Raw genomic sequence first — 21,658 nt, 5'->3', positions numbered from 1 at the left:
ACAATGGGCCGCTGACACCCATGCAAAGTGGGTCAGAGCTTGCCCACGTCACATCTGTTCATTTTGCTCGTGGCACCCCGCCAACAGTTCTGCTACAACGACGCAGCAACGCTTTACGCGGAGAGGGGACCATGTTCAAGCACCGTTACCACCTGCCTTTGCTGGCGGCGATCACCATCGGCACCAGCCTTGCCGTGACACAGGCAGCACACGCCCAACAAACGCTGACCCAGCGCGTGCAGGACGAAAAAAGCATGAACCTGCCGGCGCGCGGGTTGAGCATGGCTCAGGTTGAGAAGGAATATGGTGAACCCTTGCGCAAGCTGTCGCCCCGCGGCGGTGATTCGGCTGCGCATCCGACCATCAATCGCTGGGAATACACCAACTTCATTGTGTATTTCGAAAAGAGCCACGTGATTCACTCCGTGCTCAATACGCCGGCTGGCAACAACCAGAATCCCGGATCCGTGAATTGATCACATGAAGAGGCCAGTGGCGAGGGCGCAAACCGCCCCGCACGCAGGACGAAATCTCGCGTCCTCACTACTCGCCTCTCATCCCTGCTTGTAAACTTGACCACTTGCTCAGCCCGGCAGCGTTCCGGGCCTCACCCTTGCGCGAGTGTCGTCCCCATGACTGATTCCACCTTGCGCCTGCCGGCCGAATGGGAGCCGCAGGCCGCCGTCCTGATTGCCTGGCCACATGTCGACACTGACTGGGCCGAGCGGCTGGCGGACGTTGAGTCCACCTACCTCGCCCTGGCAGCAGCTGTCACACGTTTTCAGCCACTGATCATCGTGGTGGCCGACGCTTCGCTGCGCGCGCATGTCACTGCGAAGTTGCAAGGCACGCAGGCCGATATGGCGCGTATCCGCTTCGTGGAGCTGCCTTATGACGATACTTGGCTGCGCGATTCCGGACCTATCACGCTGCGTGACGGCGACCGCTTCCAACTCACCGATTTCCGTTTCACCGGTTGGGGCGGCAAGTTCGGCGCCGAGCAGGATGACGCGCTGATCGCCGGGCTGGTCGAAGCGGGCGTATTCGGTAAAGCCGCGCACAAGCGCATCGACTGGGCGCTGGAAGGCGGCGGCATCGAGAGCGATGGGGACGGCACCATCCTCACCACCTGGCGCTGCCTCGCGCAACGCCATCCGGAACAATCGCGCGAGGAAATGAGCACGATCCTGCGTGACAGCCTGCATGCCAAGCGCATTCTTTGGCTGGATTACGGTTATCTGGAAGGTGACGACACCGACGCGCATATCGATACGCTGGCGCGTTTCGCGCCGGGCGAACGCATTGTCTATCAGGCCTGCAGTGATGCCGGCGATGTACATCACAGCGAACTGCAGCGCATGGGTGAAGAACTCTCAGCGCTACGCACGGCCGATGGCAAGCCCTACACGCTGTACCCGCTGCCTTGGGCCCAACCGATCATCGATGACGACCGGCGTCTGGCAGCGTCTTATGCGAATTATCTGATCGTCAACGGCGCAGTGCTGGTGCCGGCCTATGGCGATGCGGCCGACAACGAAGCGGCCCGCATTATTGGCGAAGCGCATCCGGGACGTGTGGTGGTGCAGGTACCTTGCCGCCCGCTGATCTGGCAGAACGGCAGTCTGCATTGCATCACGATGCAATTGCCTGGGGATTTGATCGGCGGATAAAGGGGCCGGGAACATGCTGCGCGCCACGGTGAACCCAGGCTGCGACATCGTCACCACGACGGTCACAAATGCTCAGCTCAAGACCTGCCTCACCGCTGCAACCGCAAGCTGAAGGATTCCCTCGGCTCGGCAGGACGATGCCGGCCGGTGCCGCTACACTATGTGCTTTCGCCAGCACGGCGACAGGACACAGGCATGACCCGCAAGACTCTCAAGGTTGCGCTGCTGCAGGAAACCCACCGCGGCAGCCGCGACGCCAATCTCGATGCGATTGAAGCCGGCCTGCGCGAAGCCGCCGCGGCCGGCGCCGAACTCGTGTTGCTGCAGGAGCTGCACAACGGGCCATATTTCTGCCAACACGAATCGGTGAATGAATTCGATCAGGCCGAAAGCATTCCCGGTCATAGCACTGCGCGCATCGGCAAGTTGGCCCAAGAGCTGAAGCTGGTCGTCGTGGCCTCGTTGTTTGAGAAGCGCGCCGCCGGGCTGTATCACAACACCGCTGTGGTGTTCGACCGCTCCGCAGCCATCGCCGGCAAGTATCGCAAGATGCATATTCCCGACGATCCGGCGTTCTACGAGAAGTTTTATTTCACGCCGGGTGATCTGGGCTTCGAGCCGATCGATACCTCGGTAGGCCGCCTTGGCGTGCTGGTGTGCTGGGATCAGTGGTATCCGGAAGCCGCCCGCCTGATGACTCTGGCCGGCGCGGAACTGCTGCTTTACCCCACCGCCATCGGCTGGGATCCGAACGACGAACAGGCTGAGAAAGATCGCCAGCGCGATGCCTGGATCACCGTGCAGCGCGGCCATGCGGTCGCCAACGGCGTTCCGCTGCTGTCATGCAACCGCACCGGCTACGAAGCCGACCCGGCAGGCGTTGGCGCGGGCATCCAGTTCTGGGGCAGCAGCTTCGTGGCTGGCCCGCAGGGTGAATTCCTGGCCCAGGCCGAGACGGATAAGCGCCAGCTATTGGTCGTGGAGGTCGATATGGCCCGCAGCGAGCACGTGCGCCGGATCTGGCCGTTCCTGCGCGATCGCCGTATCGATGCCTACAGTGACCTGCTGCGCCGTTTTCGCGATTAATTACGTTTTATGAGGTTGTGCTTCGCAAGTCGGGTAAATCTGACTTGCGTGGCGTTTCCCACATCCCCATGCTTGGCCCATCCCCTCCCCTAGCTGTAGCAATTGCATGAGCGTGACTGAGACCGACGTTCTCTCCAACTCCAGCCTGCATGGCCAGCCGATCGAACGGGTGCACCGCGATGGCGTGGAGTATGTCGTGCTTGGCACGGCACACGTCTCGCGCAGCAGCGTGGAGGCGGTGCAAGCGCTGCTGGCCAATGAATCCTTTGATGCCGTCGCGGTGGAGCTGTGCGAAAGCCGCGCCCAGGGCATGCGCGATCCGGAAGCGTTCAAGCAGATGGATTTGTTCCGGGTGATCCGCCAGGGCAAGGCAGGCATGGTTGCAGCAAGCCTGGTGCTGTCCACGTTTCAGAAGCGGCTGGCCGATCAATATGGCATACAGCCCGGTGCTGAAATGAAAGCCGCCATGGATGGTGCGGAGGAACGCAACATTCCGCTGTGGCTGATCGACCGCGAGGTAGGCACCACACTCAAGCGTGCCTGGCACAGCGTAGGCTTCTGGCAGCGCTTCAGTTTGCTGGGCGGCCTGCTCGCCAGTGTGTTCGAGCGCGAGACGATCGACGAAAAAGAAATCGAAAAGCTCAAGCAAGGCGACATGCTGGAAAGCGCATTCAGCGAATTCGCCAGCGAATCGGCGCCGCTTTACCGCAGCCTCATCGCAGAACGCGACACCTTCATGGCAGCACGTTTGCGCGAGGAAGCGGGACAATCGATCACGGCCAATCCGTGCAAAGTGCTGGTCGTGATTGGCGCAGGCCATCTGAAGGGCATGTGCGAGCACCTGCGTATCCAGCAGTCGGATCCAGCAACAACGGCAGCGGAACTGGCGCAGACTCCACCGAAAGCGCAATGGCCGAAATGGCTGGCGATCGGCCTGGTGCTGTTGGTGTTTGCCGCCATTGCCGTAGCCTTCCACCGCAATACGGCGCTGGGCGCACAGGCGCTTCGTGACTGGGTGCTGTTTACCGGCGGATTTGCTGCACTCGGGGCGCTGGCCGCGCGCGCGCATCCGCTGAGCATCCTGGCGGCATTTATCGCAGCACCGATCAAGCCGTTCCGCCCGGGCATTCCTTCAGGCGGCATCAGCGCCATGGTCGAGGCCTGGGTGCGCCGGCCGCGCGTGGCGGATTTCGAAATGCTGCGTGACGACATCGTGCATTGGAGCGGCTGGTGGACCAATCGCGTTGCCCGCACCCTGCTCAACTTTTTCCTGGTGTGCCTGGGCACCGTCATTGGTGAATACGCCGCAGGTATTCACATTCTTAAAAGCCTGTTTTAGCGGCGGGCGCATACGAGAAGGCGCGATCCGCACACTTGTCGAATGCGTTTTGCATTGCAGCGTAACTAGCGTCCCACTCCAGTCTGCTGCTTCGTGATCCATGGCGGAATCCAGCCACGCCTGCGACCACATGTCGCAATGTTGTGACGGCTCAAGGCCAGCCCCTATACTCGGTTGAAGACGTTGCCTGTGTCCGTTGGAACCCTGGGGATCCTCTCGATGATTCGAACGCAACTGTTTGGCCTGGCTGTAGTTGCTGTCTTTTTTGCTGCGGGCAATGCCCACGCTGCCGGTGACAAGGAAAACGGCAAGTTCCTCGTCTACACCTGCAATGGTTGTCACGGCGTCCCCGGTACCAACAACGCTTATCCCCAGTATCCGGTGCCGAAGATTGCCGGGCAGAACGCGCAGTACATCATCAGCGCCCTGCATGAGTACCAGAAAGGGGACCGTACCCATCCAACCATGATGGCGCAGGCGCAAAGCCTCTCCGACAAGGAGATCGAGGACATCGCCGCCTATCTTTCCAGCATCTCCCCGAAGTAATCGGTCCGAGGATTCCATCTGCATGAAACGCGCGCTTACGCTGCTCTCGTTTGGTATGGCCCTTGCGCTGGTTTCGGCGCCGCTGCTGGCCAGTGGTGATCCCGAAAACGGCAAAACCAAGGCTGCCGCCTGTGTGGCCTGTCATGGCACGGATGGCAACGCGGTCGACCCGCAATACCCGCGCCTGGCTGGCCAGTACAACGAATACATCCAGCAGGCCCTGCACGAATACAAAGATGGCCGGCGCAACAACGCCATCATGAAAGGTTTTACCGCAACGCTTTCCGATCAGGATATCGAAGATATCGCCGCATACTTTTCCGCCATGCCTACCAAGCTCGATACGCTGAAGGGTCATATCCAGGGCGATTAAGCTCGCCTATTGCGCCGCGATGCCGATGAAATACGAAAGCCCGCAACATCCGTTGCGGGCTTTCGCGTTTCTGTACAAACATCGGGCCGAAGCTTCTAAGCATCAGGAGAAAATCTGTGGGATGCCTGCCTTTGCTGATTCTGTTTTTATTGGGCGCGCTTATTGGCCACGTGTTCTGGGGCGATACCGGGATGTTGTGGGGAACCGGCATCGGCTTGCTGCTTGGATTGGTGTCGACCGGCGTGTTTGTCTGGCTTATACGAAGTGGAAAGTAACGGTTGATTTAAGACATCCACCTTATCTCAGTGTCATTCCGGCGAAGGCCGGAATGACACTGAGAGGAAACAGGCAATTTGGTAGAAAACGCTATTCGCTGCGCAAACAGAAACGAAAAACTCAGCCCATCGCAGACTGCCCTTCGTGCTTGCGGTAATACGGATTGCTTCCACCCTTATGGTCGGTCGCATCCCGCACTTCAGTAATTTCCGGCACTCGCTCACGCAGCGTTTTTTCCACGCCATGCTTGAGCGTCACGTCAACCATGCCGCAACCATGACAACCACCACCGAACTGCAGCAACACCACGCCGTTCGCATCGATCTCCAGCAAGCTGACGCGTCCGCCATGTGCAGCAATGCGCGGATTCACTTCCGCCTCCAGCACGTAGCGCACGCGCTCGACCAAGCCAGCTTCCATGCCCGGCAATTCGCCCTTGATCTTGGGCGCGCGGATATTGAGCTGGCCACCGGTCTGATTGGGTTCGAAGTCGATGGTGGCACCTTCCAGCCAAGGAGCACTGTCGCCTTCGATATGGAAGTTGAAGCCGTGGCACTCGATCGTCCACTCGCTGCCGATCAGTTCTTGTGGTTCGCAGAATTCCAGCTCGCAATCGGCCGCAGGAGTGCCCGGCGCGGTCACGCGCACACGGATACCCAACCCTTCAATGCCTTGTTGCGAGAGTAGGCGCTGGAAGTGCTCCTGCGCGCGCTCGGAAATCTCGATCATGCCTGCTCCGGAATCATTTCAATGCCCTGTAGGACGGGCTATACAGCACCATTTTAGTCCTGTTTCATCACGAATGTCCGAACGTGACGTTTTCGCGTACAGTTTCGGCGCTTCAGTCCATGACTACGGAGATCACCATGACCGCCCTTCCGCTCGCCGCCCAACACTGCCAGCCTCGCAAAGGCAAGGAACACGCGTTGGACGAAGCCGCTATCAGCGCTTTGCTGCCGGTGGTGCCAGGCTGGAAGCTCAGCGAAAAAGGGGATGCGCTGGTGAAGGACTACCGCTTCGAAAATTTCCATCACACGCTCGGCTTCATCAACGCGGTCGGCTTCATGGCCAATCATGAGGACCACCATCCCGATATCGAGGCCGGCTACGGCCATTGCAAGCTACGCTGGTCCACGCATGACGTGGGCGGCCTGTCGTTGAACGATTTCATCTGCGCGGCACGCGTCGACGCCCTGCTCGCCCACTGAACGGCGCCTCCATTGGATCAGCGCCAGCGCCTGCGCAGTGTCGGGATCTTTGCCGGCTACATGCTGGCCGCTGTTGTCATCTGCATGGTGCTTGGCTGGTTCGCCGCACGTATCACGACAAACCGGCTGCTTGATGACGCCAACCGGCGGCTCGCGCGGGTCGAGACGGGCCGATCTTTATGGCAATGGCATCTGCACAAGCCACGCGACCTGATCGCAGGCCGCGCCTTCGGACATGCCGCGCTTGCGCATAACGACGACACGCTGCGCATCACCAGTCAGGACGGCACGCCTTTCGAACTCGGCCTACCGGTGGAGGATGCACTGGATCTCGCGCACTGGCCGATACTGCAGGTGCAACTGGAAAGCAGTGCACCCGGCACGCTGGGGCTTATCTGGGGTTCCGATCTGACGCCCACGTGTCAGATCGCTGTCGCCAGCGCGCTAACACCTGACACACGCACTTTGCGTATCGATCTGCGCAGTCTGCGTTGGCAACCCGTGGGCGCCAGCCAATGCCCAGCGCCAGGTGTCGCCCGGATGTTGCGGCTGACCCTACAGATCCCTGCCAGCGCCAGTGCGCAGTTGACGTCGGCTGCATTGCTGACCACCGAACCGATGATGCCTGCCCCTGGCACCGCCATCGATCTTCCGTCGGGCCATGTCGAACAAGCGTTTGTGCGGGGCGGCAACCAGGCCATGCCGTGGTTCCGCCTTCCCCATGGTCTTAGCGCAGAAAACATGCTGTCCTTGCGTGATCAGCTGCTTGCACGATGGCCCGGAGCCTTGATCCTGCCTGCCGGGGCAACACCGCAGGCGTCGCCACCAATCTCGCGTACCACTTTGTGGTGGATCGCTTGCGTACTCTATTTGGTGGCGCTTGCATGGCTGGCTGCCCGGCCTATCAAAGGTCCGCCTCGCGCCTGGCTTGAGATCACCGGTTGTCTGCTGGGGCCGTTATGGTTGGTGATCGGCCTCCATTGGGGGCTCTATCCGACTGCTCTGGGCATCCTGGCTTTCGGCGGCGGCCTTGCCTACGCCTTCTTTATTGAGCGCCGACACCTGCCGCGCCTGTGGCGATGGCCAACGACGGGACGAGACTGGCTATGGCCCTCGCTGACCGTGCCGGTGACCCTGGTACTCATCGCAACACGTGGCCATGCGTTGCATCCGCTGCCGCTGGGCCACGTGCTTACCTACTTTGCCTGGGCCTGGCTCCAGCAGTGGCTGATGTTGATCGTGCTGCTGCCGAGAGTCGAGCAGATGACGCGTCACCGCACTGCGCCCTCGATCATCGCGGTCGCCCTGTTGTTTGCCTTGCTGCATACCCCGAACGGCATGCTGATGCAGCTGTGCTTTATTGCCGAACTGTGGTGGGCCTGGTGCTTCCGGCGTTCGCGCAGCGTGCTGCCCATCGGGCTGGCCCACGCCGCCTGCGCGCTGCTGGTCGAGTCCGGACTGGTTGGCGGCTTGGTGCGCTCGCTGGAAGTCAGCGCGCGCTTTTTCCTTTAAAGGGTCGGCCCTTCGGGTCGGGTCTGGACGAGCTACGCGGACGACGAGGGCTGCCTCTTGATGCCAAGGTATCCAGGAAAGTCTTCAGCTCATCCGGCAGAGGCGCTGAGAACCCGTATGAACGGCCATCCAGCTCGAACGACATGTTCGACGCATGCAGGAACAGCCGGTTCAGGCCCTTATCCTTAAAGCGCTTGTTGGCATCACGATCACCGTACTTCGTGTCACCGGCCAGTGGATGGCCGACGTGCGCCGCATGCACACGGATCTGATGGGTGCGGCCCGTACCCAGGGTGGCCTGCATCAAGCGCGCGCCGGGGTACTGTTCCATTTCGCGGAAGAAGGTGAGCGAGGGTTTGCCACCGTCGGACACTTTCACCATTCGCTCACCGCCCTGCAGGATCGATTTCTGCAGCGGCGCATTCACGTCGAAGCGCGCTTTGGACGGATGACCGACCATCAGACATAAATATTGTTTGGTCACCTCACCGGCCCGGATCGCGGCCTGCAGACCGACCAGCCCAGCACGAGTGCGGGCGAACACCAGCACCCCGCTGGTGTCCCGGTCCAGGCGATGGACCAACTCCAGATGCTCTTTGGGTCGGGCCTGCCGCAACAGCTCGATGGCCCCATGGCTGACACCGCTGCCGCCATGGCTGGCCATGCCGGAGGGCTTGTCGATCACCAGGAAGTGCTTGTCCTCGAAAATGATGGCCTCGGTGACGGCCCCAATCGCTCCTTCGGAGGCACCCTTCTCGGCCGGCCGTTCGGCTACCCGGACCGGTGGGATGCGCAGCATATCACCCAGGGTGAGACGGGTATCCGGCTTCGCCCGCTTGCCGTTCACCCGCACCTGGCCGGTGCGCAGAAGGCGGTAGATCATGCTTTTGGGCACGCCCTTGAGGATGGTCATCAGCGCATTGTCGATGCGCTGACCGTCCCGCTCCGGGCCGATCTCGACTTGACGCACCCCTTGAGGTGCATCGGGGGAAGTTGCCGTCTGCATTGAAAAAAACCTGGGTAGAGAGGATACTCGTACGGCGCTTAACCCGGTCGGCCGACGTTTGTGAAGGCCGGGTGCCTGCCCGTAACGCTGGTGAGGTTTGGCTCGGTCGCCATCACGGCAGCCAGTTGCAAACACCCTGTAATCGTAACGGTTCGGGTAGCCGCTTGTCCGGTCTCATGTGCAGACAGACAACGTGGCATGCGTGCCCAAGAATCACCCCGGTATCGGGAACGTTACCGTTTATTTTGCCGCTTTACCGCAGCGGCGCGATCCCCGGACAGGCCGCCACACCAGGCGCCACCGCGGCGCGCGACGCGCGGCCAAGCCGAGGAATCACAATGAAAAGAATGTTGATCAACGCAACTCAGCGTGAGGAGTTGCGTGTGGCCATCGTTGATGGCCAAACCCTTTACGATCTCGATATTGAAATCCCCTCCCGCGAACAGAAAAAGGCCAATATCTACAAAGGCCGTATCACGCGCGTTGAGCAATCCCTCGAAGCCTGCTTTGTCGACTACGGCGCCGAGCGCCATGGCTTCCTTCCGCTGAAGGAAATCGCCCGCGAGTACTTCACGCCGGGCCTGGATCCCTACAAGTCGAACATCCGCGAACTGCTGAAGGAAGGCCTGGAAGTCGTTGTCCAGGTCGAGAAGGAAGAGCGTGGCAACAAGGGTGCCGCCCTCACCACCTTCATCAGCCTGGCCGGCCGCTACATGGTGCTGATGCCAAACAACCCGAAGGCCGGCGGTGTTTCTCGTCGCATCGAGGGTGAAGACCGCCAGGCATTGAAGGAGGCGCTGGAACACCTGACCGTTCCGGACGACATGGGCCTGATCGTGCGTACCGCCGGCATGGGCCGCGATGCCGAAGAGCTGCAGTGGGATCTCGACTACCTGATCCAGCTGTGGAAGGCCATCTCGTCGGCCGCCCAGGCGCAGAAGGCACCGTTCCTGATCTACCAGGAATCCAAGCTGTTCATCCGCGCCCTGCGCGACTACCTGCGCAATGACATCGGTGAGATCCTGATCGACGAGGAGTCGCTCTACAACGACGCCCGCGAATTCGTACAGCAAGTGATGCCCAATGCTTTGCGCAAGCTGAAGCTGTACAAGGACGACACCCCGCTGTTCTCGCGCTACCAGATCGAAACCCAGATCGAGAGTGCCTTCGACCGCAGCGTGCGCCTGCCTTCCGGCGGCTCGATCGTGATCGACCAGACCGAAGCGCTGACCGCGATCGACATCAACTCGTCCAAGGCTACCAAGGGCGGGGATATCGAAGAGACCGCCTTCAACACCAACCTGGAAGCGGCCACCGAGATCGCCCGTCAGTTGCGCATCCGCGATGCCGGCGGCCTGATCGTGATCGACTTCATCGACATGGACAGCCCCAAGCACCAGCGGGAAGTCGAAGAGCGCCTGAAGGAAGCGTCCAAGCTGGACCGGGCACGCATCCAGATCGGCCGCATCTCACGCTTCGGCCTTATGGAAATGTCGCGTCAGCGCCTGCGCCCATCGCTGGGTGAGGCTACCCAGATCGTTTGCCCGCGCTGCGATGGCCACGGCCACATCCGCAGCGTGGAATCGCTCTCGCTGTCGACCCTGCGCCTGATCGAAGAACACGCCATGAAGGACAACACCGGCCAGGTGCTGGTGCAGGCCCCGGCGAGCGTGGCTAACTTCATGCTCAACGAAAAGCGCGCCAGCGTGGTGGAGATCGAACTGCGCAACAAGGTGCACGTGGTGATCGTGGCGGACGACAAGCTCGACACGCCGCACATCGAGATCCAGCGCATCCGCGAAGTGGACATGGGCGAGCACAGCAAGCCCAGCTACGAGCGCCTCACTGCTGAAGAGCCCACCTCCATCCGCAAAATGGGCCAGGCTTTGGGCAGCACCGAGCAGCCCGCTGTCAGTGGCATTGTGCCGGCCAGCCCTGCGCCAGTGCGCGAGGACGAGCCCGCGGCAGCGGCCCCTGCACCGGCACCGGCCACAAAACGCCAGCCGGTGGCTGCGACGGCACCTGCTCTCAAGAGCAACGGTAAGGGCAACGGCGGCTTTTTCTCCCGCCTGTTCGGCGGTCTCTTCCGTGGCGGCGACGAAACCGCTGCACCTGCCCCAGCCCCCGCACCGGTGGCGCGTCAGGAAACACAGCGCGGCAGGCAGCAAGATAACCGCCGCAACGAACAGCGCAACCGCGCTGACGGTGCTCCGCGCCAGCAGCGCGAGCAGCAGGGTGCCGGCGCTCGCGGTAACGCGCAGCAGCAAGGACAAGGCAAGAACCCGAATCAGCGCCAGCGCAATGAGCAGCAAGCGCAGGGCCGCCAGCAGCAACCGCAACAGCAAGGCAACAAGCAGGAACAGCGTCAGCCGAAGCAGACCCAGGCCAACGAGGCCGCTAACGCCGAGCAGCGCAACAAACAGCAGAATGCGCAAGCCGCCAAGCAGCCCCAGCAAGAACGTCAGCAGCGCCAGCCACAGGCTGAGCGTGCACCGCAAGCCGAGCGTCCGCAGCAAGCGGCTGGCGCCAATTCGCCGGCACCGGCTCAAGCTACGGAAATACCCAAGCCCACTGCAGAAACCGTCGTTGCAGTAGCAACCGTAGCCGAAGGCGTACAGAACGCTGCGGCCGAGACACTTGAAGCGGGTCAGTCGCGTCGTCGCCGTGGCCGCCGTGGTGGCCGTCGCCGCCGCCGTCACGACAGTGCCACCGCAACCGGCGCCGTAGCGAACGAGCAGCTTGGCGACGTGCTGGATGACGAGGATCGCGATGAGGGCGACGACGCGCCAGAAGCCATCCATGTTCCGGAAGCGAAGCCCGAGCCCTTGACTGTCGAGTCGCCGCGCGCAGAAGTGCCGTCGCGCGTTGAGGCGCCGGTACAGAAGCTTGCCACGGAAGTCACCGCGGCAGAAGCGAGCGTTGCTGCGATTGAAGCGCCGCAACCTGCCACGTTCCCGACCACAGAGGCCGATGCAGTCAAGGCATCTGTCGAAACGGAAACCCATCATGCACCGGCAGCGGAAGAGCACACGGCAGTACCGGTGATCATCGCCCCTGCCCCGGTAGCCGCTTCGTTCAATCTGCCGGTATTGCCGCCGATTCCGGTGCGCGAAGCCGCTGAAACGGTACCGGCTCCGGTCGTAAGCGAAGCAGTTGCCGAGCAGAAGGCCGAAACGCCCGCGACGCCGTCGGAAGTCGTGACCGTGGCGGTATCGCACGACAATGACGTCACACTGGCCGTTAACGAAGCGCATGTCACTGCGCCCGTCGCGCCGATCGTGATCAATGAGGTTGCCCCGGTTATCAAACCGGTCGTTGAGGCTGCGGAGGACGCCCCCGCACCGGTCACGGAAATCGTGACACCTGCTCCGGTGGCACCGGCTCCGCTGTTCCATCAGCCAGAGCAAGGCGACCTACTTTCGCAGCCGCTTCGTCACCACGCTTCGGCTCAACCGGAACATGGCCACCAGGAAGCCAAGGAAGAACCCGCTTCCAACGAAGATGCGCCGCCGCATGAGCAGCATGACAACCGGCTCTCCTGACGAGCCGGTTCAAGGATCCAAAAAGAAAGGGCCGGACAATGTCCGGCCCTTTCTTTTGCTTGCAGTATCGGCGGTGCTTGCTTAGTTGCCGACCTGGTTGTTGTGCGTATCCAGCAAACCATGCACCGTCATCAGATGCGCAAGGCTGATCACATGATCCACCTGCAGCTTTTCCATAAGCCGCTGCTTGTAGGTGGAAACCGTCTTGGGGCTCAGGTTGAGCTGCTCGCCAATCGCAGTGAGCGCCTTGCCGCGCACCAACATCATCGCTACCTCCAGCTCGCGACTGGAGAGCACGTCGAATGGCGAACCTTCGCCATCCAGAGTGGCCAGCGCCAACTGCTGCGCCACGGCCGGAGCCAGGTAACGCCGACCGCCAGCCACTTGGCGAACGGCATTGAGCAATTCCTCGGCAGCGCAGCTCTTGGTCAGGTAACCATGTGCGCCGGCATCCAACAGTCGCTTCGGAAAACGCGCATCGTCCACCACCGTTACGACGATGACGTGCGTAGGCAGATTCGCCCGTGCCACCCGCTCGGTCAGCTCGATGCCGCTCATGCCGGGCATGTGCACATCGACCAGTGCGATGTGAGGCTTGGCAGCCCGGATGAGACGCAGCCCTTCCTCGGCTGTACCCGCCTCGCCGCAAATGCGAATATCCGGCTGCTGTAGGATCATCCTGAAGCCAGTTCGAACAAGCTCGTGATCATCCACGAGTACAACGTCAATCATCTTTCGCTCTCCCTGCCTAGGTATTGTGCACCTGCAAAGTAGGCGGGTAGCCGGCACATTGCAAGCCCGTAACCTCGCGATTGGCAAGGATTTTCCATATAGCGTCAACTCCCACATGAATAGTAGGAAATTGCCTACATACGAGTCCTAAGTTTCAATGTCATTATTGCGTGCATAGGATGTTGTAAGTCACGTAAGTCGCAGTCCCCAGTAAGGCTAGTTCTCGCTAACCGATGGAGGTTCCGATGGTGATCTACTCGCTCAAACAATCTCCTGACGGGGATTGGAGCATTCGCCGAGAGACGGCGACCCTGTTCAGCCAATTGCGGCTGGGCCCTGCCATTCAACTGGCGCGCGAAGCTGCCCGCGACGAACACAATCGTTCCGGACGCAGCACCTGCGTAGAGATGCCCGGCCCAGCCTCCACGATCCGGCTGGCGCAATACGCACGTCCCGATGCACCAATTGAAAGTGCCGTAGCCTGATAGCGCTGTAACAAATGGAGCTAACTGCTCCGCGAAAAGGTGGGCGCATGTTACGATCCGCGCGCCTGCAGCTCTCGTCACCCCGGTAGCTGCCCTGCCCGGATGGCGAAATTGGTAGACGCAAGAGACTTAAAATCTCTCGACCGAAAGGTTGTGCGGGTTCGATTCCCGCTCCGGGCACCAACGCTTTTCAGCGATTTATGAGTGCGTGAATTTTTCCGCAATCCTGAGATTTTTCCGCAATCCTGGAAAATTACGTCGTTAAATGGTCTGGGTCGTTATGACCTGAGAGGCAACAGTCGCTGACTTTCGTCGTCCAAACACCATACCCTTCAACCGCATCGCCGGACGCTCCACGAGGAACCACGACAACGCCCCTGCCGCATATGACAGCAGCAGCGACGCCAGGATAAAGAGCCCCACATTCCGATGATGAATCACCGACACCAAGCATTGCTGGATCACGAAGCCATAAATGTAGGTGCCGTAGGAGATGTCGAAGCGATTGAGGCAGGCCATGCGCTTGAGCAGTAGCGCAGACGTGATGATCGTATAAGGCCAGAGTGTGAGATAGATCAGCGCCGAGTAATGCCAGTCAGCCTTGCTATAGATAAATCCGGCAGCGATTGCACAGACAAACAATGCAGATACCGCCCATGATGGGCGAAGCCGATCATTCAGGGTTGCTAATAGGGCTCCATAGAAAAATAGCATCCCGCATTCGTTCAATCTGAGTTGAAAGACGCCTAGAAAGAATTTGTCCATCCTGAAGGTATCGTTGAGATGAAGGCCAAGCATCACCATGACAATCAGGAAGAGGATGCGCGAGCGCATTCCGCCGGCCCAAATAAGCGCCATCAACGCCCCATAGCAGGCCACTTCAATGGCTAGCGTCCAGAGGGATGCGTTGACCGCTTGGACAGGATTATTTGCGAACAGGCCAGGGAGCTCTTTTTGCTGGTTGAAAACTAAGATGTGACCTAGATAGGTCCATGTCGAAGACTGAGAGAAATAATTATCTGCTGAGGTTAATAAAGGGCCAAGTACGAATACGGTTAGCAGCGTGACGACAGCTAGACCTGGGACGATGCGGATCAGCCGCTTCATAGCGAACTGAAAAAGATTAGCGCTGCGCTGAGCCGAAAGAGCAACGAGATATCCACTGATGACGAAGAAGGTATCTACACCGAGCTTGCTCAGTCCAAGCAAATGCCGGCGCTCAAACGGATCACCCTGTGCATACCCGAGAACCACATACGTATGCGTAATGATCACCAGCGAAGCCGCGATGATCCGAATGAGCGTGAACCCGTTCTGGGTGAAATCCTTCGTCCGTTCCATACCAATCCCCTCTCGGTGCACGAATTGTACCGCTAAAACCAGCAGTTATCGTGCCAAGCGGAAATTTATGGGTTAAAAACGGCGTATTTCCTTAATTGTCCGCCTACATATTGATAGACAAATTCTGAACAAGTGGCGGGAATAGCCGCGCCACCGGCCGTTGCAGTGCTCGCCGTGAATCCACTGGGTATGTTTGTCGGATTGCTGGTATCGATGTATGCGCCCGGAGGATTGAATTCGATGAAATTGGCGCTTGTGAGCAGCGAATAGAAGCCGGCCGACATGTCTGAAATGTTATTCGGGCCGATCGTGACCTGTGTGATGGTTCCTGGCCCAGTGACCTGCTGAACACCATAGGTGCCAAGACTTAGCGTATTCCCAGTCACCGTAATACGACCTGTCTCGTAAGCAGCTGTATAGCTGATGATCAGTATCGATGCGCCATTGGTCGAGTCGATACTATTTCCTGCCACTGTCACGAGACAGGAATCGGAAATATTCATGCCGGGTCCATTGCTACCTGCAATGACATTCCCTGTCACTGAAACACAAGCAGGCGATGTGCATTGCTCAACCGAGATGCCAACTGTCTTTGCTCCATTGACAATATTCCCAGAGACGGTGATGTATTGCGATGCAGAAGTATCTGGATCATAACGACAGATGCGAACACCGTAAGCATTGTTAATGCATAGGTTATCTGAGAATGTCATATTGGTGCATCGATCTGCACCCGTCGCCACGCTTGCATTGCCGGTGAAAATATTGCCTTTGACGATGCCATTGTTGCAACTGACAGTCGTCGCGCATCCCCAATCACCATTGCTAGAACTATCGTTGCCAACAAACTGGAAATTTGTGCAGGTACTGAAAGCAAATCCATCTCCGGAATTTCCGGAGGCCATGGAATCTTTGACAAGAATTCCATTACTACACAAAAAAACGATACCTTGCGCGTAATAGGTGGAATCACCGAAGTTATTAAACGAACAGCCTTTGATGACCGCATTTGCTACGTTATTGAAAGCGATACTCACGCCCTCTTGAGCTAGCCCGGTGGATGAACTTTCGAATACCAAATCAACAAGCTTGATATTGCTTACCGCATTGGCATAGATGGCGCGATTAGAGCCTCCAATACTTACCGGACCTAATGAACAAGTTGGCGAAATATTGATGACTGTTCCCGGATCACCGAACCATGAACTATTTCCAGGGATATCAATATAGGTTTGAACGAAATAGGAACCTCCTGGCGGATATGGAAAATACAAGCGAAGACCCGCGGAAGCTGCAGCATTGGCTGCGGCTTGAATTGCGGGGCCATCATCAGTGGTTCCATTCCCGGTTGCGCCATAATTCATGACGGACACGACAAGCGGTGAGCTAGTAATAGCGGTCATGGACTTTCTCAGCTGAATTCAAAGATGATGACAACGCCTGCATTGCCGGCATGACCGGCAACACCCGTACAAGAAGGACCGCAGGATGCGCCACCAGCACCGGCGCCCGGGCCGGCGCCGGCATTGCCACTGCTTCCCGTGGAAGTGCCGTTGACGTTTTGGGCACCCCCTATACCGAATAAAGAATTGCCACCGTTGGAACCAATGCCAAAGCTGGCACCGAAAGTAATGGAGTAGCCGGATGCTGACCCATTGGCATTGAGGATATTTCCGCTGCTGCCGAGTCCTCCCAGGCTTCCACCACCTTGGAACGCGGCTGTTGCATAAGCAACCGCTGAGCCGGCACCACTACCAGTGCCACCCGTCGCTGAAAGCACGGATCCGAATGATGTCGTTCCACCATTACCGCCAGATGTGCTGGTCGTGCCCGCGGTGCCTGCTGCACCAATCGTGACGGTGACGCCGGAGAAACCACTCGTCAGATAACTTTCTGCTGTTCCGCCACCGCCACCACCATTGGATGCGGACACTTGGCTAGATGTCGTTGTAGCGACACCACCACTCCCGCCGCCACCGCCCACTACATAAACGACAACTTTGTTAGTGCCGGCATCGGGCGTATAGGTGCCGGTCGTCGAAATAACAACAACATTGATAAGGCGCCCAGGGAAACCAGTGAGCGTGCCGGACGCAGATAGATTGGTGAAACTGCCGGCTGCGGCGGTCGTTCCGCCAATAGCCGGTGGGGATGCAAGATAATTGCTGAAACCGATTCCGCTAACCGTACTACTTGCAGACAGCGTCGTGAATGCGCCAGTGCTAGCCGTCGATGCACCAATGGTGGTTCCATTGATGGAGCCAGCAGGGATCGTTACTGAGCCCGTAAAGGTTGGCGATGCAATCGGCGCATAGGTGCTTGCAGCGCCACTTGTCGTAAGCAGCGTGCCGCTCGTTGGCAGCGTGACACTGGTGGCGCCCGTCGTGGCCAGGGTAAGCGAGCTAGATCCAGATGTGACAAAAGGACCGCCGAGCGTGATTGTGGAACTATTCGCTACACCTGTTCCGCCATAGGCTGCGGCAAGCGGTGTCTGCAGTGTGACCGAGTTAAAGGTAGGCGAAGGATAGGTTTGGGCAACGGCCAATGCAGGCAATAGCAACAGTGCTGCACCAAATAATTTTAACAACATTTTCTTCATTTTTAATAGCCCTCTGCTTCCCAAAAGAAATTGACTAGACCACCACCAGATACGGGATTACTTGCACCAACTGTCATTCCTGTATTCCCATTAATTGTGATGATCTGGGCCGTATCGCCGTTATAGATGGTTCCGCCTACCGGAGTAGCTTTTGCGATAAGGCATCCATTCGGAAAAGGAATGGGAAATGTCACGGTCGACAGTCCATTCGATGCAGATCCTGCTTTACCCCATTGTTTGATAAATCCATCCGGGCTTATTCGATAACCATTCTGCCCAAAAACATCTGTGTAGGATCCCTGCACCATATTGGCCATCTGACCGCTAGTAGGTCCATTGAATGCGAAGTCACCCGTATTCCATGAAAGCGCGCTAGTACCTTCTTGCGCTCTCAATAGATTTGAACAAGTTGCCCCATTAATCGTTCCAACATAGATGATTTCTTTATTCTGCTGTGTCGCCTGGTCTGTTAGCGAAACGACCCAATACGATCCCGATGGAATCGAGGATGGAACATTCAGCGTGCTTGCTAAAGTAAATTGTGTCGATGTGTTCGAAAACGGACTTGCCAATGCCGTATTGACATTGTCGGAGAAAATGAAATTGAATGACATGGCTTAGCCTATGGAGATGGCGATCATTCCGCCGTTGTTCCAGTACTGATTCGCGTTATTGGGATCGGTTAGCGGGAAATTCCCGCCCCCCAGCGACTGGAGTTGGCCCGGAGTAAGTGTGTTGAAATAGACGGCTGGAGCAGTCGGGGATGGCGTTATGCCTGGAACGATGCCCAATGTGCCGCCGTTGTAGTAAATCGATCCAGCGGGAAGATGCGCGCTATTTGATGGGAAATTTAGCGGCTCGCTTAAGGCAAGTACTCCGCCATCATTGGTGAACGATGCAGAGACGAAGGCGAAGTTGTATTGGAATGGGATAGGTAGAGCGCCATTAGCGAATAGTTCGATCAGCGCCGTTAGCGCCGGACTCGCGAATGCTGTAATCGTGAAGGTCTTTCCAGAAACCGTTATAGATGGCGGGTAGTTTTGGACCGCATAATCCGCCCCATTCGCGCCATTCAAGAATCGATTGATTCGATTCTTAAGCCATTGCATCGTGAAGACTTGCCCATCACCGCGATATAGAGACCATGTCATCGCACGCTTGTAAATATCATCGCTGGCAATCGTTGCATTGCCACTCGTCGTCACAGTCAAATTGTTGTAAGGAACCGTGTTATAGGGCGATGAGTTATAGCCCGCAATACGCTGTACGGTTTGTGTGGAAAGGACTGGCCGGCTGATCCCATAGACACCTTGCCCTATCCAATCGAGCATAGGTCCTGCAATGAATGGTGATGTATAGAGCCCCAGCGAATTATTGAGGAACCAGTTTAGATAGCCTTGCGCCAACGAGTTTTGCGAGGCGACGAAAGCCTGCAGGTTGTCATCATTGCTATATTCAAAATACAAATAGCTAGGGATCACCGCCTGCAAAGGCAGCGTCTGGAACGACTCTATCTGGCTCATCCTTGGGAGACCGTCACGCCCGTTGAGCTGCAGAAGAAATACGATTCCGGATCACTCGGAATAATGCTCGTTCCTGCGGTTGGCGATGCGGTTACGCCATTGATCGTCACAGTGAATAGCAGCGTTGTAATATTGTTGGCCGCGATGACCGACGATACGGCATTCTGAAAGGTTGCCGTTGCCTCAAGAAGATTGAGCGGCTGACCGGTATAGATCGAATTGATATAGGACTGAAGTGCAGGTGCTGCCAATTGATCGACTGATGCACCTGCGGTGAAATTCGGCAGTGTCGTATTCCATTCCACCGCCATCGTCACGATTTGTTGTGGAGGGTTGACGAAGGTGATGTTGTAGGTATTCGGATTCTGGAAAACCGACACCGAGACATTCCTGGGATTCGGCGAAAGCGTAGCGCCACTGACATAAGCGCCAAACGCGCTGCCATTAGTCGTCGTGGTGATTGTCGTGGCCGTAACTGACGCAATCGTATAAGTAATGTTATAAGCGCTCGGCGTAGCGCCCGTTACAGTAACGGTCTGACCTGCGATGTAGCCATGATTGAGATTCGTCGTGATGACAACTGGGTTCGTCTCAGACATGTTTGTGATGGATAGCTGCGATCCTTGCAGCGTCGAAATATCGGGAACGCCTTGCAAGATTGCGTTAGCGACTGCAAACGGATCGCCGCCACCGCAGATAACTTGCCACCCTCCCGACACCTGATTGATCGATACTAGTTGCGGTTGAACGCCGGTTATTGCCTGTAGAAGCGTCTTCAAATAGGCCGGTGTTCCGGTCGATGCAACCTGTCCGGCCTGCAATACGCGCGAACGGTAACTTTGTACGCTTTCTGCAGCAGTGGCAGCTGTACCAGCAATCGGGTTATTGACTGATAACGGATAGCTACTGGGCACCGACGTAATAAGCTGGTTTACGCTATTGGCGGGGATAGCAAACGTTCCGCTGGACACTGCCACCGCGAACATAGGCTCCGTCTGCCCGTTGGATTGGACAATGCCTCCATCTTGAATCACGTATTGATTAGTGCCATCCGACACCGTGAATCCCGGTGATATCACATAGCCATTTGAGCTGAGCGTGAGATCACTGATGACGACATCAACGCTCCCATTCGCGGGGGTTCCCTGCGGAATTCCGAACTGGATGCCTAGCTGAGCTAGGACAAATGCATTAGCGCCAAAGGGCGTCACATTGTTGACCGATTCAATGCGCGCCTGATCCATAGTGACCAGAGCACCAACATCGGTCGAGGAAATATCCTCAATCAGCGATCCCGGCAAAACAGTATAATCGGGATTGGTCGCGGCGACGCCATTGATCAGAGCCTGCTGCAGTGCAGATGGCGATGTCGGAACTGGGCCGGCTGCCGTCATCACCAGCGGAATCGATGTGGCGCTCGTCATGTGTAGATTGTCTTATTCAAGATAGCGCCGCTATGGCAAACCGCCTGCACGTTATAGACAGGAGGATCGGAGTTCGGTACGCGCGTAATAGACAGTGACGCGAAGTTCGGCGCGAGATTCGTCTGTGTCTGCATGACATAATAGTCAGGCAACACCTGGGTCACGATGGTTTGATATTGCGGGATGCCATAATTGGCATAGAACGGCGATTCACCGAGATTGAGCTTCAGGACTTGGGCGAGCGTGGTAAGAAAAACGTTATCATTGAATCCATTCACATCCGTGGTAATGACTTGCCAATTGCCATTGATATCGCGGCCATAAGTGCGCATGAGTTAACCCGTAGCCGGACCAGTGTTACTACCGCCGGATTGCACGCCGCTATGGACATGATTCTGTAGGCTTATAGTTCCAGCCTTGATATCGTTCGTCGCATTGATCGTGCTATTCACTTGCAATGCAACGCTTGAGGTAAGACCACTGGCATTGAATGTGAATGTTTGCGTGCCTAACTTGAAGACGAATCCCGTCTCACTCAGTGTTAGCGAAACGCTTCCATCCTCGGTCTGTAATACAACACCCTGCGGGCCAGAGACGAAAGCCGCGTTTGTGTTCACCGGCGAAAAGTTCTTGCTAGATATCGGCAAGAAGGAAAGCGCTGACAAGTTCCCTGGACGCGCCATCGTCGGTACGCCAACACCGAGACCTGAAATGTTTCCGATCAACACATCAGCAGGTATTGTTATGCCCTTGTCGCCTATTTGAATCGGCGCGCGTATCCATTGGCTTTCGGCAATCGGAATCGTGATTTGTGGAAGCGTCCACGGTTTCGAGTTGACCTCGAATTTCACTGTGACCAGTGCGCCATTGACGCCAACGACACTGCATGGCAGGCACCGTCCAGTACTCTGTATTTCATTTCTGGCACGATTGGTCGCAAGCTTCCCTAGGTTCCCTTGAACCCAAAGCTTGAGCCAGTTAGATGCCATGATGTTG

The 21,658-nt window shown here is 57.7% G+C and carries 22 protein-coding genes and 1 tRNA gene; 12 read left to right on the top strand and 11 right to left on the bottom strand.

The genetic code is table 11. From position 1 onward, the window contains the following. Positions 1–131: 131 nt before the first annotated feature. From ISN74_RS08120 to ISN74_RS08090, 7 genes are all read left to right on the top strand, one after another. Positions 132–476 carry a hypothetical protein gene (locus tag ISN74_RS08120; RefSeq protein ID WP_229679078.1) on the top strand — a complete coding sequence of 115 codons (345 nt, stop codon included), beginning with the start codon at positions 132–134 and terminating at the stop codon, positions 474–476. A gap of 156 nt (positions 477–632) precedes the next feature. Further along, entirely contained in the window at positions 633–1,670 is a 1,038-nt protein-coding gene (locus ISN74_RS08115; protein ID WP_188798847.1) for an agmatine deiminase family protein, read from the top strand. Between the two features lie 195 nt (positions 1,671–1,865). After that, positions 1,866–2,756 carry a carbon-nitrogen hydrolase gene (locus ISN74_RS08110; protein ID WP_188798846.1) on the top strand — a complete coding sequence of 297 codons (891 nt, stop codon included), beginning with the start codon at positions 1,866–1,868 and terminating at the stop codon, positions 2,754–2,756. Between the two features lie 106 nt (positions 2,757–2,862). Beyond that, positions 2,863–4,095: a TraB/GumN family protein gene (locus ISN74_RS08105; protein WP_188798845.1), complete on the top strand. Its 1,233-nt coding sequence runs from the start codon at positions 2,863–2,865 to the stop codon at positions 4,093–4,095. 219 nt (positions 4,096–4,314) lie between these two features. Further along, a complete protein-coding gene (locus ISN74_RS08100) occupies positions 4,315–4,641 on the top strand; it encodes a c-type cytochrome (protein ID WP_188798844.1) in 327 nt (108 codons plus the stop codon). 22 nt (positions 4,642–4,663) lie between these two features. Further along, complete coding sequence (locus tag ISN74_RS08095) at positions 4,664–5,014, top strand: c-type cytochrome (RefSeq protein ID WP_188798843.1); 351 nt, start codon at positions 4,664–4,666, stop codon at positions 5,012–5,014. Positions 5,015–5,130: 116 nt separating this feature from the next. Then, a complete protein-coding gene (locus ISN74_RS08090; protein ID WP_188798842.1) occupies positions 5,131–5,289 on the top strand; it encodes a hypothetical protein in 159 nt (52 codons plus the stop codon). Positions 5,290–5,410: 121 nt separating this feature from the next. Here ISN74_RS08090 and ISN74_RS08085 read toward each other — a convergent pair whose 3' ends face one another. Beyond that, the gene (locus ISN74_RS08085) at positions 5,411–6,019 is read right to left on the bottom strand and encodes an NfuA family Fe-S biogenesis protein (protein ID WP_188798841.1); all 609 of its coding nucleotides are present in this window, start codon (positions 6,017–6,019) and stop codon (positions 5,411–5,413) included. Between the two features lie 137 nt (positions 6,020–6,156). On the opposite strand from ISN74_RS08085, the gene ISN74_RS08080 reads away from it, so the two are divergent. Together ISN74_RS08080 and ISN74_RS08075 are read left to right on the top strand one after the other, a co-directional pair. Beyond that, positions 6,157–6,498: a 4a-hydroxytetrahydrobiopterin dehydratase gene (locus tag ISN74_RS08080; RefSeq protein ID WP_188798840.1), complete on the top strand. Its 342-nt coding sequence runs from the start codon at positions 6,157–6,159 to the stop codon at positions 6,496–6,498. Between the two features lie 12 nt (positions 6,499–6,510). Beyond that, the gene (locus tag ISN74_RS08075) at positions 6,511–8,010 is read left to right on the top strand and encodes a CPBP family intramembrane glutamic endopeptidase (RefSeq protein WP_188798839.1); all 1,500 of its coding nucleotides are present in this window, start codon (positions 6,511–6,513) and stop codon (positions 8,008–8,010) included. On the opposite strand, the gene ISN74_RS08070 is transcribed toward ISN74_RS08075, so the two are convergent. Continuing rightward, positions 7,988–9,016: an RluA family pseudouridine synthase gene (locus ISN74_RS08070; RefSeq protein ID WP_188798838.1), complete on the bottom strand. Its 1,029-nt coding sequence runs from the start codon at positions 9,014–9,016 to the stop codon at positions 7,988–7,990. The genes ISN74_RS08075 and ISN74_RS08070 overlap by 23 nt on opposite strands. Positions 9,017–9,354: 338 nt before the next feature. Here ISN74_RS08070 and rne point away from each other — a divergent pair, with 338 nt between their 5' ends. After that, positions 9,355–12,558 (top strand): ribonuclease E, encoded by a 3,204-nt coding sequence (rne, locus tag ISN74_RS08065; protein WP_188798837.1) that lies wholly within the window; start codon positions 9,355–9,357, stop codon positions 12,556–12,558. Positions 12,559–12,639: 81 nt separating this feature from the next. On the opposite strand, the gene ISN74_RS08060 is transcribed toward rne, so the two are convergent. Further along, positions 12,640–13,290 carry a response regulator gene (locus ISN74_RS08060; protein ID WP_188798836.1) on the bottom strand — a complete coding sequence of 217 codons (651 nt, stop codon included), beginning with the start codon at positions 13,288–13,290 and terminating at the stop codon, positions 12,640–12,642. A 245-nt stretch (positions 13,291–13,535) separates the two neighbouring features. On the opposite strand from ISN74_RS08060, the gene ISN74_RS08055 reads away from it, so the two are divergent. Both ISN74_RS08055 and ISN74_RS08050 read left to right on the top strand, forming a co-directional pair. Continuing rightward, complete coding sequence (locus tag ISN74_RS08055; RefSeq protein ID WP_188798835.1) at positions 13,536–13,775, top strand: hypothetical protein; 240 nt, start codon at positions 13,536–13,538, stop codon at positions 13,773–13,775. Positions 13,776–13,871: 96 nt separating this feature from the next. Further along, positions 13,872–13,958: transfer RNA gene (locus ISN74_RS08050), tRNA-Leu, on the top strand. Between the two features lie 78 nt (positions 13,959–14,036). Here the strand turns inward: ISN74_RS08050 and ISN74_RS08045 are convergent. From ISN74_RS08045 to ISN74_RS08010, 8 genes are all read right to left on the bottom strand, one after another. After that, the gene (locus ISN74_RS08045; RefSeq protein ID WP_188798834.1) at positions 14,037–15,116 is read right to left on the bottom strand and encodes an acyltransferase family protein; all 1,080 of its coding nucleotides are present in this window, start codon (positions 15,114–15,116) and stop codon (positions 14,037–14,039) included. 65 nt (positions 15,117–15,181) lie between these two features. After that, positions 15,182–16,519: a right-handed parallel beta-helix repeat-containing protein gene (locus ISN74_RS08040; protein ID WP_188798833.1), complete on the bottom strand. Its 1,338-nt coding sequence runs from the start codon at positions 16,517–16,519 to the stop codon at positions 15,182–15,184. An 8-nt stretch (positions 16,520–16,527) separates the two neighbouring features. Beyond that, positions 16,528–17,706, bottom strand: coding sequence for a glycine-rich domain-containing protein (locus tag ISN74_RS08035; RefSeq protein ID WP_188798832.1), 1,179 nt, complete (start codon positions 17,704–17,706; stop codon positions 16,528–16,530). Positions 17,707–17,717: 11 nt separating this feature from the next. Continuing rightward, positions 17,718–18,329 carry a gp53-like domain-containing protein gene (locus tag ISN74_RS08030; protein WP_188798831.1) on the bottom strand — a complete coding sequence of 204 codons (612 nt, stop codon included), beginning with the start codon at positions 18,327–18,329 and terminating at the stop codon, positions 17,718–17,720. Between the two features lie 3 nt (positions 18,330–18,332). Then, on the bottom strand, positions 18,333–19,238 hold the full coding sequence (locus ISN74_RS08025; protein ID WP_188798830.1) for a hypothetical protein: 906 nt from the start codon (positions 19,236–19,238) through the stop codon (positions 18,333–18,335). Continuing rightward, positions 19,235–20,662 carry a hypothetical protein gene (locus ISN74_RS08020; protein ID WP_203546722.1) on the bottom strand — a complete coding sequence of 476 codons (1,428 nt, stop codon included), beginning with the start codon at positions 20,660–20,662 and terminating at the stop codon, positions 19,235–19,237. The genes ISN74_RS08025 and ISN74_RS08020 overlap by 4 nt, the downstream gene beginning before the upstream one ends. Beyond that, a complete protein-coding gene (locus ISN74_RS08015; protein WP_188798829.1) occupies positions 20,659–20,994 on the bottom strand; it encodes a hypothetical protein in 336 nt (111 codons plus the stop codon). The genes ISN74_RS08020 and ISN74_RS08015 overlap by 4 nt, the downstream gene beginning before the upstream one ends. 3 nt (positions 20,995–20,997) lie before the next feature. Further along, positions 20,998–21,651 (bottom strand): phage baseplate assembly protein, encoded by a 654-nt coding sequence (locus ISN74_RS08010; protein WP_188798828.1) that lies wholly within the window; start codon positions 21,649–21,651, stop codon positions 20,998–21,000. Positions 21,652–21,658 lie beyond the last annotated feature (7 nt).

Origin of the sequence: Dyella caseinilytica, assembly GCF_016865235.1 — a bacterium.
GTDB lineage: Bacteria > Pseudomonadota > Gammaproteobacteria > Xanthomonadales > Rhodanobacteraceae > Dyella_B > Dyella_B caseinilytica.
The sequence above is the reverse complement of the archived record's forward strand: the minus strand, read 5'-3'. Positions and strand labels throughout refer to the sequence as shown.

What these genes read in the sequence shown, in the direction of transcription:
- ISN74_RS08120 (WP_229679078.1), top strand. Translation starts at nt 132, where the DNA reads ATGTTCAAGCACCGTTACCACCTGCCTTTGCTGGCGGCGATCACCATC.
- ISN74_RS08115 (WP_188798847.1), top strand. Translation starts at nt 633, where the DNA reads ATGACTGATTCCACCTTGCGCCTGCCGGCCGAATGGGAGCCGCAGGCC.
- ISN74_RS08110 (WP_188798846.1), top strand. Translation starts at nt 1,866, where the DNA reads ATGACCCGCAAGACTCTCAAGGTTGCGCTGCTGCAGGAAACCCACCGC.
- ISN74_RS08105 (WP_188798845.1), top strand. Translation starts at nt 2,863, where the DNA reads ATGAGCGTGACTGAGACCGACGTTCTCTCCAACTCCAGCCTGCATGGC.
- ISN74_RS08100 (WP_188798844.1), top strand. Translation starts at nt 4,315, where the DNA reads ATGATTCGAACGCAACTGTTTGGCCTGGCTGTAGTTGCTGTCTTTTTT.
- ISN74_RS08095 (WP_188798843.1), top strand. Translation starts at nt 4,664, where the DNA reads ATGAAACGCGCGCTTACGCTGCTCTCGTTTGGTATGGCCCTTGCGCTG.
- ISN74_RS08085 (WP_188798841.1), bottom strand. Translation starts at nt 6,019, where the DNA reads ATGATCGAGATTTCCGAGCGCGCGCAGGAGCACTTCCAGCGCCTACTC.
- ISN74_RS08080 (WP_188798840.1), top strand. Translation starts at nt 6,157, where the DNA reads ATGACCGCCCTTCCGCTCGCCGCCCAACACTGCCAGCCTCGCAAAGGC.
- ISN74_RS08070 (WP_188798838.1), bottom strand. Translation starts at nt 9,016, where the DNA reads ATGCAGACGGCAACTTCCCCCGATGCACCTCAAGGGGTGCGTCAAGTC.
- rne (WP_188798837.1), top strand. Translation starts at nt 9,355, where the DNA reads ATGAAAAGAATGTTGATCAACGCAACTCAGCGTGAGGAGTTGCGTGTG.
- ISN74_RS08060 (WP_188798836.1), bottom strand. Translation starts at nt 13,290, where the DNA reads ATGATTGACGTTGTACTCGTGGATGATCACGAGCTTGTTCGAACTGGC.
- ISN74_RS08055 (WP_188798835.1), top strand. Translation starts at nt 13,536, where the DNA reads ATGGTGATCTACTCGCTCAAACAATCTCCTGACGGGGATTGGAGCATT.
- ISN74_RS08045 (WP_188798834.1), bottom strand. Translation starts at nt 15,116, where the DNA reads ATGGAACGGACGAAGGATTTCACCCAGAACGGGTTCACGCTCATTCGG.
- ISN74_RS08040 (WP_188798833.1), bottom strand. Translation starts at nt 16,519, where the DNA reads ATGACCGCTATTACTAGCTCACCGCTTGTCGTGTCCGTCATGAATTAT.
- ISN74_RS08035 (WP_188798832.1), bottom strand. Translation starts at nt 17,706, where the DNA reads ATGTTGTTAAAATTATTTGGTGCAGCACTGTTGCTATTGCCTGCATTG.
- ISN74_RS08030 (WP_188798831.1), bottom strand. Translation starts at nt 18,329, where the DNA reads ATGTCATTCAATTTCATTTTCTCCGACAATGTCAATACGGCATTGGCA.
- ISN74_RS08025 (WP_188798830.1), bottom strand. Translation starts at nt 19,238, where the DNA reads ATGAGCCAGATAGAGTCGTTCCAGACGCTGCCTTTGCAGGCGGTGATC.
- ISN74_RS08020 (WP_203546722.1), bottom strand. Translation starts at nt 20,662, where the DNA reads ATGACGAGCGCCACATCGATTCCGCTGGTGATGACGGCAGCCGGCCCA.
- ISN74_RS08015 (WP_188798829.1), bottom strand. Translation starts at nt 20,994, where the DNA reads ATGCGCACTTATGGCCGCGATATCAATGGCAATTGGCAAGTCATTACC.
- ISN74_RS08010 (WP_188798828.1), bottom strand. Translation starts at nt 21,651, where the DNA reads ATGGCATCTAACTGGCTCAAGCTTTGGGTTCAAGGGAACCTAGGGAAG.